Raw genomic sequence first — 16,690 nt, forward strand, 5'->3', positions numbered from 1 at the left:
ATCCACTTATTTAGCTCAACATATAAATGGTATAAGAGTAAAAATTAAAGATTTATAACTTAGAGCAAAGTAACAAAAGGCTATTGAGGCATTAGATATATGTCTCAATACCTTCATATCAATATATTTAAACTGTAAGAAAAGAGGTAATAACATGAGAAAAATGAAGACTATGGATGGTAATACAGCAGCAGCACATATATCCTATGCATTTACAGAAGTAGCTGCTATATTCCCAATTACACCATCTACACCTATGGCTGAGCTAGTAGATGAATGGGCCGCTAAGGGGAGAAAAAATATATTTGGTCATCCTGTTAAAGTAGTAGAGATGCAATCTGAGGCAGGGGCAGCTGGAGCATTACATGGTTCCTTACAAGCAGGAGCTCTATCATCTACATATACAGCATCACAAGGTCTATTACTTATGATACCTAACATGTATAGGATGGTAGGAGAAAGATTACCTGGAGTTATACATGTTGCAGCTAGAGCTCTTACTACGTCATCCTTAAGTATATTTGGTGACCATCAAGATGTTATGGCTACAAGACAAACAGGATTTGCAATGCTTGCAGAAGGCTCTGTTCAGGAGGTTATGGATTTAGCAGCAGTAGCACATTTAAGTGCTATAAAGGCTAGAATGCCATTTCTTAGTTTCTTTGATGGCTTTAGAATTTCCCATGAAATACAAAAGGTTGAGGTTATAGAGCAGGAGGAACTTGCAAAACTAGTAGACTATAAAGCTATTGATGAGTTTAGAAAAAATGCTTTAAATCCAGATCATCCAGTTACAAGGGGAACTGCTCAAAATCCTGATTTGTATTTTCAAATGTGTGAATCACTTAATAGATACTATGAAGATATACCTACTGTAGTAGAAAATTATATGAGTGAAATAACAAAACTAACAGGAAGAGAATATCACTGTTTTGATTACTATGGAGCACCGGATGCGGATAGGATAATCATATCAATGGGTTCTGTATCTGAAGTAGTTGAGGAAACTATAGATTATCTAAGAGATAAGGGAGAAAAGGTAGGACTTGTAAAAGTAAGACTTTATAGACCTTTCTCTATAGAGAAGTTTATAAAAGCTATGCCAAGTACAGTTAAGAAGATAGCAGTACTTGATAGAACTAAGGAGCCAGGTTCTATAGGGGAACCTCTTTATCTAGATGTAGTAAGAGCACTATTTGGAAAAGCAAATGCTCCATTAGTAGTAGGTGGAAGATTTGGACTTGGTTCAAAGGATCCGATTCCAGCTCATATAGCTGCCGTATTTGAAAATCTTAAAGAAGATAAACCTAAGGATAGATTTACCATAGGAATAATTGATGATGTTACAAACTCATCACTAATGCCAAAGGAGGATATAGATGCTACGCCAGAAGGCACAACCTCGTGTAAGTTCTGGGGATTAGGTTCTGACGGTACCGTTGGAGCTAATAAGAGTGCTATAAAGATTATTGGAGATCATACAGATATGTATGCTCAAGGATATTTCTCTTATGATTCTAAGAAATCAGGTGGAATAACTGTTTCTCACTTAAGATTTGGTAATAAACCAATTAAATCTCACTATACCATTGACAAGGCAGATTTTGTTGCTTGCCATAACCAATCCTACGTATATAGCTATAACTTATTACAAGGATTAAAGAAGGGTGGAAAATTCCTTTTAAATACTCAATGGACAGAAAAAGATTTGGAAGATAGATTACCAGCTGACTTAAAAAGATATATATCAGAAAATAATATAGAGCTCTACATCATAAATGCAGTTAAAATAGCCCAAGAAATTGGGTTAGGTGGAAGAATAAATATGATAATGCAAGCTGCCTTCTTTAAGATAGCAGATATCATACCTATTGAAGATGCAGTAAAATATTTAAAAGAAGCAGTTATAACTTCCTATGGTAAGAAGGGTGAAAAAGTTGTAAATATGAACCATGCTGCCATTGATTCAGGAATAAATTCTATAGCTAAAATAGAAGTTTCAAGTAAATGGAAGGATGCTAAGGATGATAAGTTAGATATAATGAAGGATTATCCTGCATTTATTAAGGATATTGTAGAACCAATGAATAGGATGGAAGGAGATGATATTCCAGTTTCTACATTGGTTAGAGAGGGAGTAGATGATGGTACCTTCATGGCAGGTACTACTGCCTTTGAGAAGAGAGGAATAGCAGTAAATGTACCACAGTGGATTTCAGAGAACTGTATTCAATGTAACCAATGTTCATATGTATGTCCACATGCCACTATTAGAGCCTTTCTATTAGATGAAAAAGAAAAAGAAAATGCTCCAAAGGATATGAAGTTGCTAGAAGCCAAGGGTCTTAAAACAGAAGCTCCAATGTTTTTCCATATAGGAGTTACGCCTTTAGATTGCACTGGATGTGGAAACTGTGCAGAGGTTTGTCCAGCTAAAGAAAAAGCTTTAGTTATGAAACCACAGGATAGCCAACATGATCAAATAGAAGTCTGGAATTATGTTGTAGAAAAAGTTGCAAACAAGAAGAATCCATTGAACAAAAATACTGTGAAGGGTAGTCAATTTGAGCAACCTCTCCTTGAATTCTCAGGTGCATGTGCAGGATGTGGAGAAACTCCATATGCTAAACTTGTAACTCAATTATTTGGAGATAGAATGATGGTAGCTAATGCTACTGGTTGTTCATCAATTTGGGCAGCTGGAGGACCTTCAACAGCCTATAGACCTAATAAAGAAGGCTATGGACCAGCATGGGCTAACTCACTCTTTGAAGATAATGCTGAGTATGGTTTTGGAATGTTTATGGCTGTTAAAACCATAAGAGAAAGAATTGCACAGAATATAAGAGAAGCTCTAAGTGGCAATATCTCAGAGGTAGCTAAGCCTGTGTTACAGGATTGGTTAGATAACATAGATAAGAGTGAAGGTACAAGAGATAGAGCAACTAAGTTAACCCAAGTTCTTCAGAAAGAAAATAGTGAAATAGCTAAGAAGATACTAGAAGATAAAGAATTCTTTGTTAAGAGATCTCAATGGCTATTTGGTGGAGATGGATGGGCTTATGATATAGGATATGGTGGCCTTGACCATGTATTGGCATCAGGAGAAAATGTAAATGTATTAGTCTTTGATACAGAAGTTTATTCTAATACAGGAGGTCAATCATCAAAATCAACTCCAACGGCTGCGGTAGCTAAGTTTGCAGCATCAGGAAAACGAACTAAGAAGAAGGATTTAGGAATGATGGCTATGAGCTATGGTTATGTATATGTAGCTCAAGTATCCATGGGAGCAGATAAAAATCAGACTATAAAAGCTATTTCAGAAGCTGAAGCTTATGATGGACCATCATTAATAATAGCTTACTCTACATGTATTAATCATGGTATTAAAGCTGGAATGTCTTATTCACAAGAAGAACAGAAGAGAGCAGTAGAGTGTGGATATTGGACTTTATATAGATATAATCCAGATTTAAAAGGAACTAAGAATCCATTCTCCTTAGATTCAAAAGCACCAAATGGAAGCTTTAAAGACTACTTATTAGGTGAGGTTAGGTATGCATCTTTAGCCAAGGTATTTCCAGAAGTAGCAGAGGAATTATTTGCAAAGACAGAAGCAGATGCTATGGAAAGATATAATAACTATAAGAAGTTATCAACTCAAGAATAAAAAATTAGAAGACCATTTCATAGTTATGATATGGTCTTCTATAATTTAGATACATTATGAGTTTTTATTAATATAAATTTTTAAAGCTTTAATGATAAGTACCAGTGCATAAATACCTAAACCCCAAAACAATAAAATTATGGGTAAAATAATTAACATAGGAATAAAAGCAAATAAAGTCTCCATAAAAGCCTCCTTATAATATAATATAATTTAATATGATTCACTTGGTGATGTAGAAATAGATTTTTTGGGAATAAACACCACAAGCAATGTAGATATAATTAATACAATTGTACAAGCAAGACCACCCTCAGCTCCGAAGTTACCACCAGATAGTAAAGAGTCACTAAAACTATTAACTTTCAAAATAGAAGGTCCTATGTTCATTCCACTAACAAGAATTCCATATATATTACCTTGAGCAAAGTTCCACATGGTATGAATTGCACATACTCCAATAATATTATCTGTACGATAGGCATAAACGGAAAAGAATATACCAACTAAAATAATATTAATCATTGGTAGTATAGAAAATCCTGAATTAAAAATGTGGAGAAACCCAAATAAACAGGAGTTCAAAATAATACCGAGAATAATTCCATTTTTAGCAGCAATTGAAGTTAATAAAAAGCCTCTACATAGAAATTCTTCACTGGCACCTTGTATCATAAAACCAATAAAGAAAATAATAATTAGAGGAAGAGAAGACAGAGTAACCTTAACAAAGGATAAGTGTCCAGAAATCATTAGAATCAATACAACAGCACTAAACATAACAAGCCCTACTATTAATCCAATGACATATTCTTTAAAAGCACCTTTTTTTATTAACCCCATGGAGCGAAGATTTCTTTTTTCACTAAACTTGCAATATAAAATACAGAGTATAATTAAAAATCCAGTACCAAATAAATTTATAAGAGTTAAAGTTTCATTATCTATGGTCATAGATAATCCATTGGATTTAATCACAGTTATAAAACCTATTATTGCCATAGGAATCACAAGTATAAATTGACTTACTAAAATAAGAACTAAGGATATAAGTAAGTTGAGAAATGGATTGTGTTTCAGTTTAGCTTTTTTTGCTTCCTCAATCATAACGGAATGTGTGTTAAAAAATTTCATAAGAATCCCCCAATTAAAATTATAAAATATACACAGTAATGTATATGTAACATTATATTATATTTTACACTATATATATTAATTCACAATATATATAATATAAAAGGAGTAATTTAATACATAGGTTTCTATTAATGAATTCATATGTGAAAATATAATTCATTAATGTATAATAATTAGTAATAAATATTTTATAATAACAGTAAGTAACTATTTAAAATAAAAGGAGAGAACATATATGAGCATATTATTTATTCAGTATCCAAAGTGTACTACATGCATTAAGGCAAAAAAATTTCTTGTTGAAAATAACATAGAATTTCAGGATAGACATATAGTGGAGAATAACCCAACGAAGGAAGAGTTAGCTTTATGGCTTGACAAAAGTGGACTTGAGATTAAGAAATTCTTCAATACCTCAGGAAAGCTTTATAAGGAAATGAATTTAAAGGATAAGATTAAAGACATGTCAAAGGATGAAGCCATAGAACTTCTTTCTACTAATGGAATGTTAGTAAAGAGACCTATACTTATAGATGGAGATAAAGTATTAGTGGGATTTAAGGAAGATAATTATGAGAAATTTACAAATAAACCTTCTCAATAATCAATATGAAATTCTCATTAAATCAGGAATTATAAACAGTATAGGTGAAGAGATTTCAAATATATATGAAGGAAATAAAATAGCTTTAATTACTGATGAAAATGTAGATAAATTTTATGGAGATATAGTTAAAAAGTCTTTAGAGGATAATGATTTTAAAGTTTTAAAGGTGGTTTTGAAACCTGGTGAAAGGAGTAAATCAATAGAATCTTTAATGAAGCTATATAATGAACTTTTAGATTTTAAGCTAAATAGGGGAAATTTAATTATAGCTTTAGGGGGAGGAGTCATTGGAGATTTAGCAGGCTTTTGCGCAGCTACTCTTTTAAGGGGAATTCCATTTGTTCAAGTTCCAACATCACTACTTGCCCAAATCGATTCATCTATAGGAGGTAAGGTTGCTATAGATTTACCTAGGGGAAAAAACTTAATAGGTAATTTTTATCATCCTAGGGCAGTATATATTGATCCTCAGGTGCTTAAAACCTTAGAAAAGAGATATGTAAATGATGGATTAGGTGAAGCTATAAAATATGGATTAATAAAGGAGAAAGAGCTCTTTGAAAAGTTTGAAAGTATAGAAAGCTATGAAGCTTTATTTGAATATATAGAAGATATAATATATAAATGCTGTAGTATAAAAAAACAGGTAGTAGAGCAGGATGAAAAGGACAAAGGAGAGAGGATGATTTTAAATTTTGGTCACACCATAGGCCATGCTATAGAAAAGCTTGAAAATTATAAGGGTGTTTCTCATGGAGAAGCTGTAGCTATAGGGATGTACTCTATAGCCCTTAGATGTGAGGAGTTAAATATATGTAAGGATGGAGTTGCTAACAGAATAAAAAGTCTACTAGATAAATTTAACTTGCCCTATGATTTCCAAGTAAAGACCAGGGAAGATATTATTAATGCTATTTCAGTAGATAAAAAGACAATAGGAGATTTTATAAACCTTATTCTTATTGAAGACATAGGTAAGGTTTTTCTTCATAAGGTTACTCATGAAGAATTAGAAAAATTTATTTAGGAGGAAAAGCTATGGATAAAATTATAATAAAACCCAAGTTACTTAAAGGGAATATAGTTGTTCCTTCTTCTAAAAGTTTAGGGCATAGGGGGATAATTGCAGCTGCTCTAAGTAGAGGGATATCTAGGGTGGATAATATACAACTTTCTAAGGATATTGAAGCTACTATGGAGATAATGAAGGAGCTTGGAGCAGTTGTTAATATTGAAGATCAAAACTTATATATTGATGGAAGAAAGATGTTTTCCTATGAAAAGAAACTAGATTTAAGATGCAGAGAATCTGGCTCAACTCTAAGATTTCTAATTCCACTAGCTTTAACCAAAGATGGTGACTATATATTTCATGGAGAAGGAAAGTTAATTTCAAGACCACTAGAACCATATTATGAAATCTTTGAAGAAAAGGGTATAAAATATTCAAGGGAAGAGGACGGTTTACCTTTGAAGGTAAGCGGAAAACTTACTAGTGGTACATATAGAGTAAGGGGAGATATAAGCTCACAATTTATAACAGGGCTACTGTTTTCTCTTCCCATTTTAGAGGGGAATTCTAGAATTCAGATAACTACAAAACTAGAATCTAAGGGATATATAGATCTTACTTTAGATACTTTAAAGGATTTTGGCATAGAGATAGAAAATAATAATTATAAAGAGTTTAATATTAGAGGAGCCCAAAAATATAATAGTAGAAACTATTATGTAGAGGGAGATTATTCTCAGGGAGCCTTTTTTTTAGTAGCAGGGGCATTGGGTTCTTCTATAGTATGTTCTGGTCTAAATAAGGATTCTCTTCAAGGAGATAAGGTCATATTAGATATTTTAGAAGCTATGGGATGTAATGTGGAAGAAAGTGAAGAAGGTATAAAAGTAAAACCTTCTAAGACTAAGGGCATAGAAATAGATGCCTCTAATTGTCCCGATTTAGTTCCAGTTCTTACGGTGCTTGCTAGCCTTTCAGAGGGGGAAACTAAAATAGTAAATGCTAAAAGACTTAGAATTAAAGAGTGTGATAGACTACATGCTATAACTAAAGAGTTAAATAAACTAGGAGCAAATATAATAGGGTTAGAAGATTCTTTAATAATATCAGGTGTTAATGAATTAAAGGGTGGAGAAGTTGATTCTCACAATGATCATAGAATAGTAATGGCCTTGGCCATAGCAGCCACAAGAGCTAATGGTGATGTAATCATAAATAATCCTAGTGCCGTAGAGAAGTCTTATCCTAATTTCTTTAAGGATTATTTTAAATTAGGGGGTGAAGGTGATGAGTTCAATTATAGGAAATAAAATAAAAGTATCAGTTTTTGGGGAATCCCATGGTGATACCATAGGAGTTATAATTGATGGGTTGCCAGCAGGTCATAGGATAAATTTTGACTTTGTTCATGAAGAAATGAGAAGAAGAGCACCAGGTCAAGATTCATTGTCTACTTCTAGAATAGAAAAAGATATACCTAAGGTTTTAAGCGGAATTTTTGAAGAAAGAACTACAGGGGCACCACTATCAGCCATAATTGAAAATAACAATACTAAATCTAGGGATTATTCAGAGCTTAAGGTAAAGCTAAGACCAAGTCACTGTGATTACCCAGCCATGATTAAATATGAAGGGTATAATGACTATAGAGGTGGTGGACATTTTTCTGGTAGGCTCACAGCTCTTTTAGTCTTTGTAGGAGCAATATGTAAGGATATTTTAAAGGAATATGATGTGTATATAGGTGCACATATAAAGTCTATTGGAAAGATAAAAGATCATGGCTTTGACAAAGTAAATATAAGAAAAGAATTATTACAAGAATTGAGGAAGGATAGATTTCCTACCTTAAATAAGATTATTTCCGAAGAAATGAAAGAAGAAATTTTAGCGGTTAAAGCTTTAGGAGATTCTATTGGAGGTGTTATAGAAGGAGCTGTTATTAACCTACCAGTAGGACTTGGAAGTCCAATGTTTCACTCAGTAGAAAGTGTATTATCCCATATGCTTTTTTCTATTCCAGCAGTTAAGGGAGTAGAGTTTGGAGAAGGATTTAACATCTCAACACTAAGAGGTAGTGAGGCAAATGACCAGTACTATATTGAAGGTGAGGACATAAAAACTTATTCTAATAATAATGGGGGGATTCTAGGTGGAATTACTAGTGGAATGCCAGTTATATTTTCAGTAGCATTTAAACCAACGCCATCTATAGCTTTACCACAGAAAACTGTAAACATGGATACAAAAGCTGATGATATTTTAGAAATTAAGGGAAGACATGATCCTTGTATAGTACAAAGAGCAGTGCCAGTGGTGGAGTGTGTCACTGCCATTGCTATTTTAGATATGATGCTTCAATAAGTATTCTAGAAGGGAGAAGAGTTTTGAATAATATCATATTAATAGGTCTTTCAGGATGTGGGAAAACATGTCTAGGTAATATAATTAGTAAGGATGAAGAAATAAATTTTATTGACTTAGATGAATATATAGAAGAAAAAAACAATATGACTATAAAGGAAATGTTTAACATTAGTGAAGAATACTTTAGAGATAGGGAAACAGAAGCAGTTAAACAGGTTTCTAAACTAGAAAATACTCTTATAGCCACAGGGGGTGGCGTTATAAAGAGAAAAGAGAACATGGATGCATTAGGGAAAAGTGGATGTATAATATTTATAGATAGAAAACCGGAAAAAATAATAGAAACTTTAGATATATCAAATAGACCTCTTTTAAAAGAAGGAAAAGATAAGATATATGACTTACATAAAGAAAGGTATAAGCTCTATAAAAAATATGCTCATATTACTATAGATAATAATGATAGTAAGGAAAAGGTTATTAATATTATAAAGGATATAATTAAAATTAAGCTCCATAAGCGTTAGTATTAATAGATATATTCCTTAAATCTTATCTGTTTATAAAGTCATATATGGATCCTTTTTAATATTATATTAATATAGAGAATTGAGGTGAGATCATGGATACTAAGAAAATACTGTCTATCATAAAACGGCAAGAAGGATTAAAGTTAGATTTTAAACAAAAGCTTTCCTTAGATTTTGAAAGTGGCAAAAAAGAACTAGCTAAAGATGTTTGTGCCATTGCTAATTCAAAGGGTGGAAGAGGATATATAGTTGTAGGTATTGAGGATAAAACAAAAGAGTTAATAGGCTTAGATGAAAGTGAAGTTTTCACAGAAGAACAAGTACAACAAATAATATCTTCTAGATGTGAGCCACCAATCCCAATCTCTGTAGATGAGTATAATATAAGCGAAAAAAGGATTTGTATAATTACAATATATGATGGAGAACAAAAGCCATATCAACTTAAGGAAAATGGAGCATTTTATATCAGAAGAGGCTCTACCACTGACACTATGAGGAAACAGGAACTAGTAGAAGCCTTTGAGGAGAATTTAGACTTTTTTATTGAAACTTCCCAAGTGGTAAGAAGTGATATAAACCTTATAAATATGGAAATAGTAAAAAACTATTTTCATAAAAAAGGTATAGTTATTAATAGCTCTAATGAGAAATTTCTTATGAGGAGTGCAGGAATATCATATACAGATAAGGATACTGGAGAAGAGAAATGTACCTTGGGTGGTCTTTTAGTATTTTCTGATAACAATAGTCTTTGTATACCTCAAAACATGATTAGAATAACTAATAATTTAGGTAAGGGAAAAGACCGAGTAAATGTTGTACAAGGTAATCTCTTATCTATGATAGATAAAAGCGAAGATATATTAAGAAAAATATTACCTAAGAATTATCCTATAGGAGCTATAGTTGAGGCAATAAACAATGCAGTGCTTTATAGGGAATATTCTTCCATAGATAGAGTTATAGAAGTGGTGATATCTAGAAATAGTACAATAGTTAATAGCCCAGGACAAATGATACAGAACAATTCCACAGGAAAAAGAATTAACTATAATAGAAGAAATATGTGGCTTTATGAAAAACTAGTAACACTAGATGAAAATAAAAGATTTTTAAACAATGAAGGTGGATTTGGAAGGATAAAAAAGCCTTTCAAAAAAAATGTGACCTTTATAAACTCTAGAGCAGAAGATTGTTTTAAGGTAATCTTACCAGGAACAAAACTCTATGAAGGTAAAAAATAGTGATATTAAGGCTAATTAACATTAAATTTATAATCCTTATAAGTAAAAGATTAGACGATAATGTAAGAACTAGAATTTATCGTCTAATTTTTTTGTAACGAAATTAATATTTTACGGACTTACTAATAGGAGGTGAAAATGTGGAAGATATAGAAGTGTACTATAAAAGCCATGGGAAAAAGGTGTATTACTATTTATTATCTATGGTACATGATGATAATTTAGCACAAGAGCTAACACAGGAAACTTTTTATCAGGCTATGAAAACTATTAATAAATATCGTGGGGATTGTAAACCTTCTGTATGGCTTTGTCAGATTGCTAAACATGTTTGGTACAAACACCTTGAAAAGAATAAGAAATATGAAACTATTTCAATGGAAGAAATAAAAATAGATATAATGGATTCTTATGATCTAAATTCTGAGGTTATGAATAGATTTGATAAGTTAGCCTTTTATAAGAAGCTGAGGGAATTAGATGATAATATGAAAGAGGTTATTTATTTGCGAATTTCGAGTGATCTATCTTTTGCAGAAATAGGTGAAATAATAGGGAAATCAGAGAACTATTCAAGGGTAATGTTCTATAGGGGAAAAAAGAAGTTAATGGAAGGAGAGTTAACAAAATGAAATTAGATTGCTATATAGTAAAAGATTTATTGCCAAGTTATGTTGATAATTTGATAAGTGATGAAACATGTAGAGATATAGAAGAGCATCTAAAAGAGTGTAAAGATTGTAATAAAGAATTTCAGCAAATGATAAAACCTATGTCTATTTCAGATAAAGAGAAGCAAAACAATACCAAGGAAGTACATTATTTTAAAAAATGTAAGAAAAAATATTCAACAATGGTTAAGTTATTGATTGCAATAGCAGTTATATGTGCATTGTTATTTGCAGGATTAGTTATAACACTAACCTCGGCATATCATCAGCAGTATAATAATAAAGGCGTAGGCAATTATTTGCATATGAGTATAGAAGAGAATGAAAGTATCGATTTTATTGGAGATTATGATGATTATAAGATATATACCTATAAATTAGAAGAAGCATATTTTATTGATTTTTTTGCAAATCGAATAGAAATAAAAGATGCATTTGAAAAGGGTAAGATATCATTAAAAGATATGACTAAACATTTAGAACTAGTAAATGAAGAAAATGGTAATAAGATATACGAATTTGAAAACTATCAAATTATCTTTAGTAAGGACAAGTGTGTAATAGCTCCATTATCTATAAAGGGAGAAGGTATAATTCAAGCTGTTGAAGACTACGTAGCAGAATAAGATTATTTGTTCACCAATTTTGTTATTTAATTGGAATTTCATGCACAGAATATACCGTTTTGTGCATTTTTCTATAAAATAAGCTGATTATAGGTTACAATGTGGTTATTAAAATCAATACCCTTTAAGTGGAGATAGATTTAGTAGTTTAGCTAGATATGTCGGAGGTTAAGGATTGTTTAATTTGAAACTTACAAGAAATCCGTTTTCTCTGATTTATGTTTTATAATGATTAAAATTATGTATAAAGGAGTTATAAGCATGGATTTAGTAATAATCATGTTAATCCCATATATTATTGTGTTATTATCACAAATTTTCTATAAAAAAAGCATTTAAAAAATGGTAAGAAAACAGATAGTACAGAGCATTTAGTTGCAGTAGTATTTGGAAATAGTGTGTTGGCTTATGTATGTTCAAATTCTGCATTTACAGATACTATGCGTACTACAATAATAGGGCTTTTCACAGTTTTATATGTAATATTTTGGGTTATCTGTTTAGGTATAGATAATAAAAAATAAAATTAAGAAAACAAAATTTAATATTAGAAAAAACTCAATTTTAGTAGTTTAGCCTTTGAAAGGAGGAAAAAAGATAATGAAAAAAGTAATGTGGTTAGGTCTTTCTATAGAAATAACAGTCTTGACAATAATGTTATTATTTGTTGTATTCCAGAAACCAGTACCAGGATTACTCGTTGGTATTTTTGTAGTTGGAATGTTAACAAGTATAATATCTTCATTTTTCGTACAACGAGAGAAGATTAAAGAAAATTAAACTATTTAAATATACAAAATTTTATATAGGAAACTAGTTAAATATGATCCTAGGTAACTATATAACTAGTTGTTGGCACCGTGGGGGTTTGTGGGTTTTTTGAATATTTTTATTTATTAAATATTAGTATTTAAGTCTAGTTCTTTTCTGACTTTTTTTATTCATATAATATATAACCCCATGTCTTATAATATTATTATTACATTATGATAATTTCACAAATTTAGTTAATCTAAGGAGTTTATATATTATAAGTGAAATCATATATTTATTTGTGAGGTATGTATTATGAAAAAAGTACTGGCTTGTTTAGTGTTTATATTCATAGGAATAGGATGTTTTTATTTTGCATTTCAAGATGGGGTAAGTGCTACTTTAGGAACAACTTTAACAATAGTTGGAGCCATAGCGTTAGGAATTGGAATTTATAGAAGTTGCCGTTGTGGAATTATTAAAGAGGTAATAGATATTTTATTTCATTTATAGAGCTATAAACAATAAAATAGTTAGTATAGTAAATATTATGTATGAAGTGGAGTATAAAATTGTGAAAGAAAAAAATCATTGTGTTTATAAAGTTATTAGTGATTTTTTTTATTATTGGTATAGGCTCTGACTATTTATTTAAGTCAGGGGGGAGTAGATTTTCTTAAAAGCTTTTCAATTGCATTGGGGATGTCACTAGGGATAACATATGTAATATATTCTAGTAATAAAGAATAAGATAATGTTTTGGTAATATAAATTACTACATATATGGTAAGACTTTTAGTGATTTTAAAGACTCATTTATATTAGATTAAGTGGAGGATGAAAATCATAATATGAATTATTTATCAGGATTTACTGTAATTTTAACCTGTTTTTTTACCTTCTACTGTTTTAATGAATTTATGTTTTCAATACACTTATGTGATAGTGATAATATTAATAAGGATGCTTTCAATGAAGTATTATATTTTAAAAATATAATGTCAATTGTATATTTATTTTGCTTTATTTGTTTTTTTTCTTTAACTATTTTTGGCTATCTTAAGAATTGTATTTTTACTCCATGGGAAGCTAGGGTATTAGGTGTTCAAACATACATAACATTACTGATAATACTTAGTCTGTCAGAGTTTTTTAAATATAAGAAGGAAAAATATAAGATAAAGAAAACAAAAATTAGTATTAGGAGAAAACTAATTTTAGTGCTTTCAATACTTATCTTTTCTTTGATTTCCACCCTTATAAGTGCGTACATGATTTTACCTTAATTATTCAATGGAATAATCAAAATTATGTGTAGTATAGATGCATTTGCTAAATATCTAAAGCAGTAATAAAGAAATAAACAGTAGGTGCTTTTCCAGAAGTTTTGGAAAATGTATATTCGCATTTTTAATTAATGGATGTAGAGTAAAAATTCCGGGATTAATAAGACATTCAGCAACCCATTATTTCCAAACACAACTCTAAATTTTAACAATTTTACATTATAGAATCTAGGAGAGATAGCATGAAAGTAATCAGAGTTATATTTGAAGCATTACTTCCAGGAATAATATCTGTTGGTATTGCAATACAATTTCAATGGTCATGGCCAATTATGTTAATATTATATATAGCACTTAGTGGTATTGCGCATTTTATTATTTTGAGAATTAAAAGTAAAGAAGCGGTAAAAGAGGCTAGCATTAAAAAATATATGATTTATTCAATAATACTTATATTATTGGGCATAATTGGTATTGTTGTAGGGTTTATTGGAGGAGATAAACAGATTACATTGATTATTGGTATTGCATTATTTTCAGTAGGTACTTCATTGATATTTGCAAAATACATTAATTATTTTGCAAATATTATTCTAATGAAAATGAATAGAAATTAATATTATTTTAGACTGAGGAATAAAATGGTTATAGGAATTAAAATATTTCTTATAATTTTTGGTGTAATATTTTTTATATGTCTACAAAAATTGTTAAATTGTTGTACATAAATGGATATAAAAATATAAGTAAGAAAAAACATGAGGAGACATCCAAAAAAATATTTAATTATGGTGGATTATATTGCATAATAGTAAGTATCTTGGATATTTTTATTGGTAATAATACAATTGTTTTGATATTACTATATTTTGTTTTTCTAGCAATAGGGTTAGCATAAGCTGAAATTAAAAAGAAGAGTATTTTGATTAATGAAAAAGAACCTATTACAGAGTGATTATATACATTCTATAATAGGCTCTTTTTAATTCAGAGCAGTAGCCTACCTTCTTCTACAGACCTCATTATAAAGTGAAACTAAAGTTTTAATGTGAACTTCCTCGTCCTTTACTATTCTTTCAAGTATTTCCCTAACTTTTTCATCTTTAATTAATTTTATAGTTTCTTTATATTGTCTAATGGTGGCTTTTTCACCGTCTATATCTTCACGAAGCATGGAGGCTAGATTTGAGCCATATTCAATAAATTTAGGTGACCAATGTCCTTTATTGATTTCAAATCTAGGATTTCCACCAAGAGCTATGATAAGTTTCCCCAAGATTTCTAGGTGCTCCAGTTCTACCATAGCTATAGCCTTTAAGCAATGGGATACATCTTCAAATTTTTCAGACATAGCTAGGCTGTGATATATATATTGATTTACAGAAGTTAGTTCTGAAATAGCACCAGCATAGTTAAGTTGTATTAGGTGTACATAAGATTTATTTTTATCCGTGCAATCTATTTCTGGATAAGGTAAATCTACTTTATATATATTCTTAGCTTCCATAGCATATCTCCTTAAAAATTTTTACCATATATAATATGGGGATAAATATATTTTAGTGAGAGTTATTTATTACTATTATTGAAAAAATAACATAACATATATCTAAAGGTGTAGCCTATGGTCTTTGAGATTGATGGGTTACTAATAAAAAAGATATACACATTACAATGTAGTTTTTATCTAAAAGGCTTAATCCTAGTTGTATAAAAGGTTCAAATGGAGTGGGATGCCGGAAATGTGGAAGACGAGAAGCTAAGAATAAGAGAAGGGGTATAAGAAAAAATTGCAAAGGGAAGTTAATGAGAGGATGCCTTGACTATTCTTATATGGAAGTCATATACTTAATTTATAAAAATTATACTTTTTAATTAAAAACATATTTAAGTTTATAAAAGTTGATAATTTAAAATCCATAATAAACTGAGGTGGGGTTTAGCAATTTAGATCTAATAATTGAATCTCATATAAATTTAAGTCATGTCATGGTAAAAATTCAACTTAAGCTGTAACTTAAATTTATGTGCTATTTTTAACTGACAACACTGGAATTAAGCCAACTTAAATTATAAAATACATAAAAAGGGGAGACTTTAGATGAAAATTAATAAAAAAATTATATATCCCATAACTCTTATAGGTATATATATGGTGTATTTCTTTTTCCTAGTAAAATACTTCTATAATAATGATTTACTTATAGGTGTTAAAAACATCACTATATCAAATGTTGGGATACAATTATTAGGTGATTTTCTAGCTAACTTACTTATTGTAATAATTATTATATCAATTATGCTTAGAAAAAAACAATCACTAAATATAACTGGAACAACGAGAAATGGCAAAATAATTGCTTGTATTTTATTTGCAATTTATATAGGAATATTTTTTATTAAAGGTGATTTCTCACTAGCAGGTATATATAAACCATTATTTTTTCTAATTACTATAGGATTTGTAGAAGAGTTTATTTTTAGGGGATACTTATTTACAGAATTAGATAAAGAGCTACCTACCTATTTAGCTGTCATAATTAGTGGTATGATGTGGGGTGCTATGCATGCTACTCTTCCAATTATTCTAAATAATTATTCAGGTATTCAATCTTTCAGTGCTATTATATCAACTTTTGGAGGATACACTGCGGTTGGGGCAATATTTGTTTTATTATATAAAAAGAGTAATTCTTTGATAGTTCCTATTTTAGTACATGCTCTATTAGATTATTGGCCAGTGTTAGTAGGCAAGGTATAATTATTTATCCTAACAACCTA

The 16,690-nt window shown here is 30.2% G+C and carries 15 protein-coding genes; 13 read left to right on the forward strand and 2 right to left on the reverse strand.

Going from position 1 to position 16,690, the window contains the following annotated elements; translation table 11 throughout:
- The first annotated feature begins 154 nt into the window (after window positions 1-154).
- The gene (nifJ, locus tag B3Z56_RS14525) at window positions 155-3,673 is read left to right on the forward strand and encodes a pyruvate:ferredoxin (flavodoxin) oxidoreductase (protein WP_346876302.1); all 3,519 of its coding nucleotides are present in this window, start codon (window positions 155-157) and stop codon (window positions 3,671-3,673) included.
- A 213-nt stretch (window positions 3,674-3,886) separates the two neighbouring features.
- On the opposite strand, the gene B3Z56_RS14530 is transcribed toward nifJ, so the two are convergent.
- Window positions 3,887-4,807, reverse strand: coding sequence for a type II CAAX endopeptidase family protein (locus tag B3Z56_RS14530; RefSeq protein ID WP_346879087.1), 921 nt, complete (start codon window positions 4,805-4,807; stop codon window positions 3,887-3,889).
- 238 nt (window positions 4,808-5,045) lie between these two features.
- On the opposite strand from B3Z56_RS14530, the gene B3Z56_RS14535 reads away from it, so the two are divergent.
- From B3Z56_RS14535 to B3Z56_RS14585, 11 genes are all read left to right on the forward strand, one after another.
- Window positions 5,046-5,414, forward strand: a complete 369-nt coding sequence (locus B3Z56_RS14535) for an arsenate reductase family protein (RefSeq protein WP_346879088.1) — start codon at window positions 5,046-5,048, stop codon at window positions 5,412-5,414.
- Entirely contained in the window at window positions 5,383-6,444 is a 1,062-nt protein-coding gene (gene aroB / locus B3Z56_RS14540) for a 3-dehydroquinate synthase (RefSeq protein ID WP_346876305.1), read from the forward strand. Before B3Z56_RS14535 ends, aroB begins: the two co-directional genes overlap by 32 nt.
- Before the next feature lie 11 nt (window positions 6,445-6,455).
- Complete coding sequence (gene aroA, locus B3Z56_RS14545) at window positions 6,456-7,739, forward strand: 3-phosphoshikimate 1-carboxyvinyltransferase (protein WP_346879089.1); 1,284 nt, start codon at window positions 6,456-6,458, stop codon at window positions 7,737-7,739.
- Window positions 7,717-8,793 carry a chorismate synthase gene (gene aroC, locus B3Z56_RS14550; protein ID WP_346879090.1) on the forward strand — a complete coding sequence of 359 codons (1,077 nt, stop codon included), beginning with the start codon at window positions 7,717-7,719 and terminating at the stop codon, window positions 8,791-8,793. Before aroA ends, aroC begins: the two co-directional genes overlap by 23 nt.
- Before the next feature lie 23 nt (window positions 8,794-8,816).
- The gene (locus B3Z56_RS14555) at window positions 8,817-9,323 is read left to right on the forward strand and encodes a shikimate kinase (RefSeq protein ID WP_035134743.1); all 507 of its coding nucleotides are present in this window, start codon (window positions 8,817-8,819) and stop codon (window positions 9,321-9,323) included.
- 95 nt (window positions 9,324-9,418) lie between these two features.
- A complete protein-coding gene (locus B3Z56_RS14560) occupies window positions 9,419-10,573 on the forward strand; it encodes a helix-turn-helix domain-containing protein (RefSeq protein WP_035134744.1) in 1,155 nt (384 codons plus the stop codon).
- Between the two features lie 140 nt (window positions 10,574-10,713).
- Complete coding sequence (locus B3Z56_RS14565) at window positions 10,714-11,205, forward strand: sigma-70 family RNA polymerase sigma factor (RefSeq protein WP_346879091.1); 492 nt, start codon at window positions 10,714-10,716, stop codon at window positions 11,203-11,205.
- On the forward strand, window positions 11,202-11,870 hold the full coding sequence (locus B3Z56_RS14570) for a zf-HC2 domain-containing protein (protein ID WP_346879092.1): 669 nt from the start codon (window positions 11,202-11,204) through the stop codon (window positions 11,868-11,870). The genes B3Z56_RS14565 and B3Z56_RS14570 overlap by 4 nt, the downstream gene beginning before the upstream one ends.
- A 600-nt stretch (window positions 11,871-12,470) precedes the next feature.
- Complete coding sequence (locus tag B3Z56_RS14575; RefSeq protein WP_346848750.1) at window positions 12,471-12,650, forward strand: hypothetical protein; 180 nt, start codon at window positions 12,471-12,473, stop codon at window positions 12,648-12,650.
- Window positions 12,651-12,938: 288 nt separating this feature from the next.
- Window positions 12,939-13,136, forward strand: coding sequence for a hypothetical protein (locus B3Z56_RS14580; protein WP_346876312.1), 198 nt, complete (start codon window positions 12,939-12,941; stop codon window positions 13,134-13,136).
- A gap of 1,015 nt (window positions 13,137-14,151) precedes the next feature.
- Complete coding sequence (locus B3Z56_RS14585; protein WP_346848754.1) at window positions 14,152-14,526, forward strand: hypothetical protein; 375 nt, start codon at window positions 14,152-14,154, stop codon at window positions 14,524-14,526.
- Between the two features lie 383 nt (window positions 14,527-14,909).
- Here the strand turns inward: B3Z56_RS14585 and B3Z56_RS14590 are convergent, their stop codons facing one another.
- Window positions 14,910-15,416, reverse strand: coding sequence for a ferritin-like domain-containing protein (locus B3Z56_RS14590; protein ID WP_346879093.1), 507 nt, complete (start codon window positions 15,414-15,416; stop codon window positions 14,910-14,912).
- A gap of 594 nt (window positions 15,417-16,010) precedes the next feature.
- Here B3Z56_RS14590 and B3Z56_RS14595 point away from each other — a divergent pair.
- Window positions 16,011-16,670 carry a CPBP family intramembrane glutamic endopeptidase gene (locus tag B3Z56_RS14595; RefSeq protein WP_346879094.1) on the forward strand — a complete coding sequence of 220 codons (660 nt, stop codon included), beginning with the start codon at window positions 16,011-16,013 and terminating at the stop codon, window positions 16,668-16,670.
- The last annotated feature ends 20 nt before the right edge of the window (window positions 16,671-16,690 follow it).

The sequence above is a fragment of the Clostridium sp. UBA7791 genome (genome assembly GCF_002480755.1).
GTDB lineage: Bacteria > Bacillota > Clostridia > Clostridiales > Clostridiaceae > Clostridium_J > Clostridium_J sulfidigenes.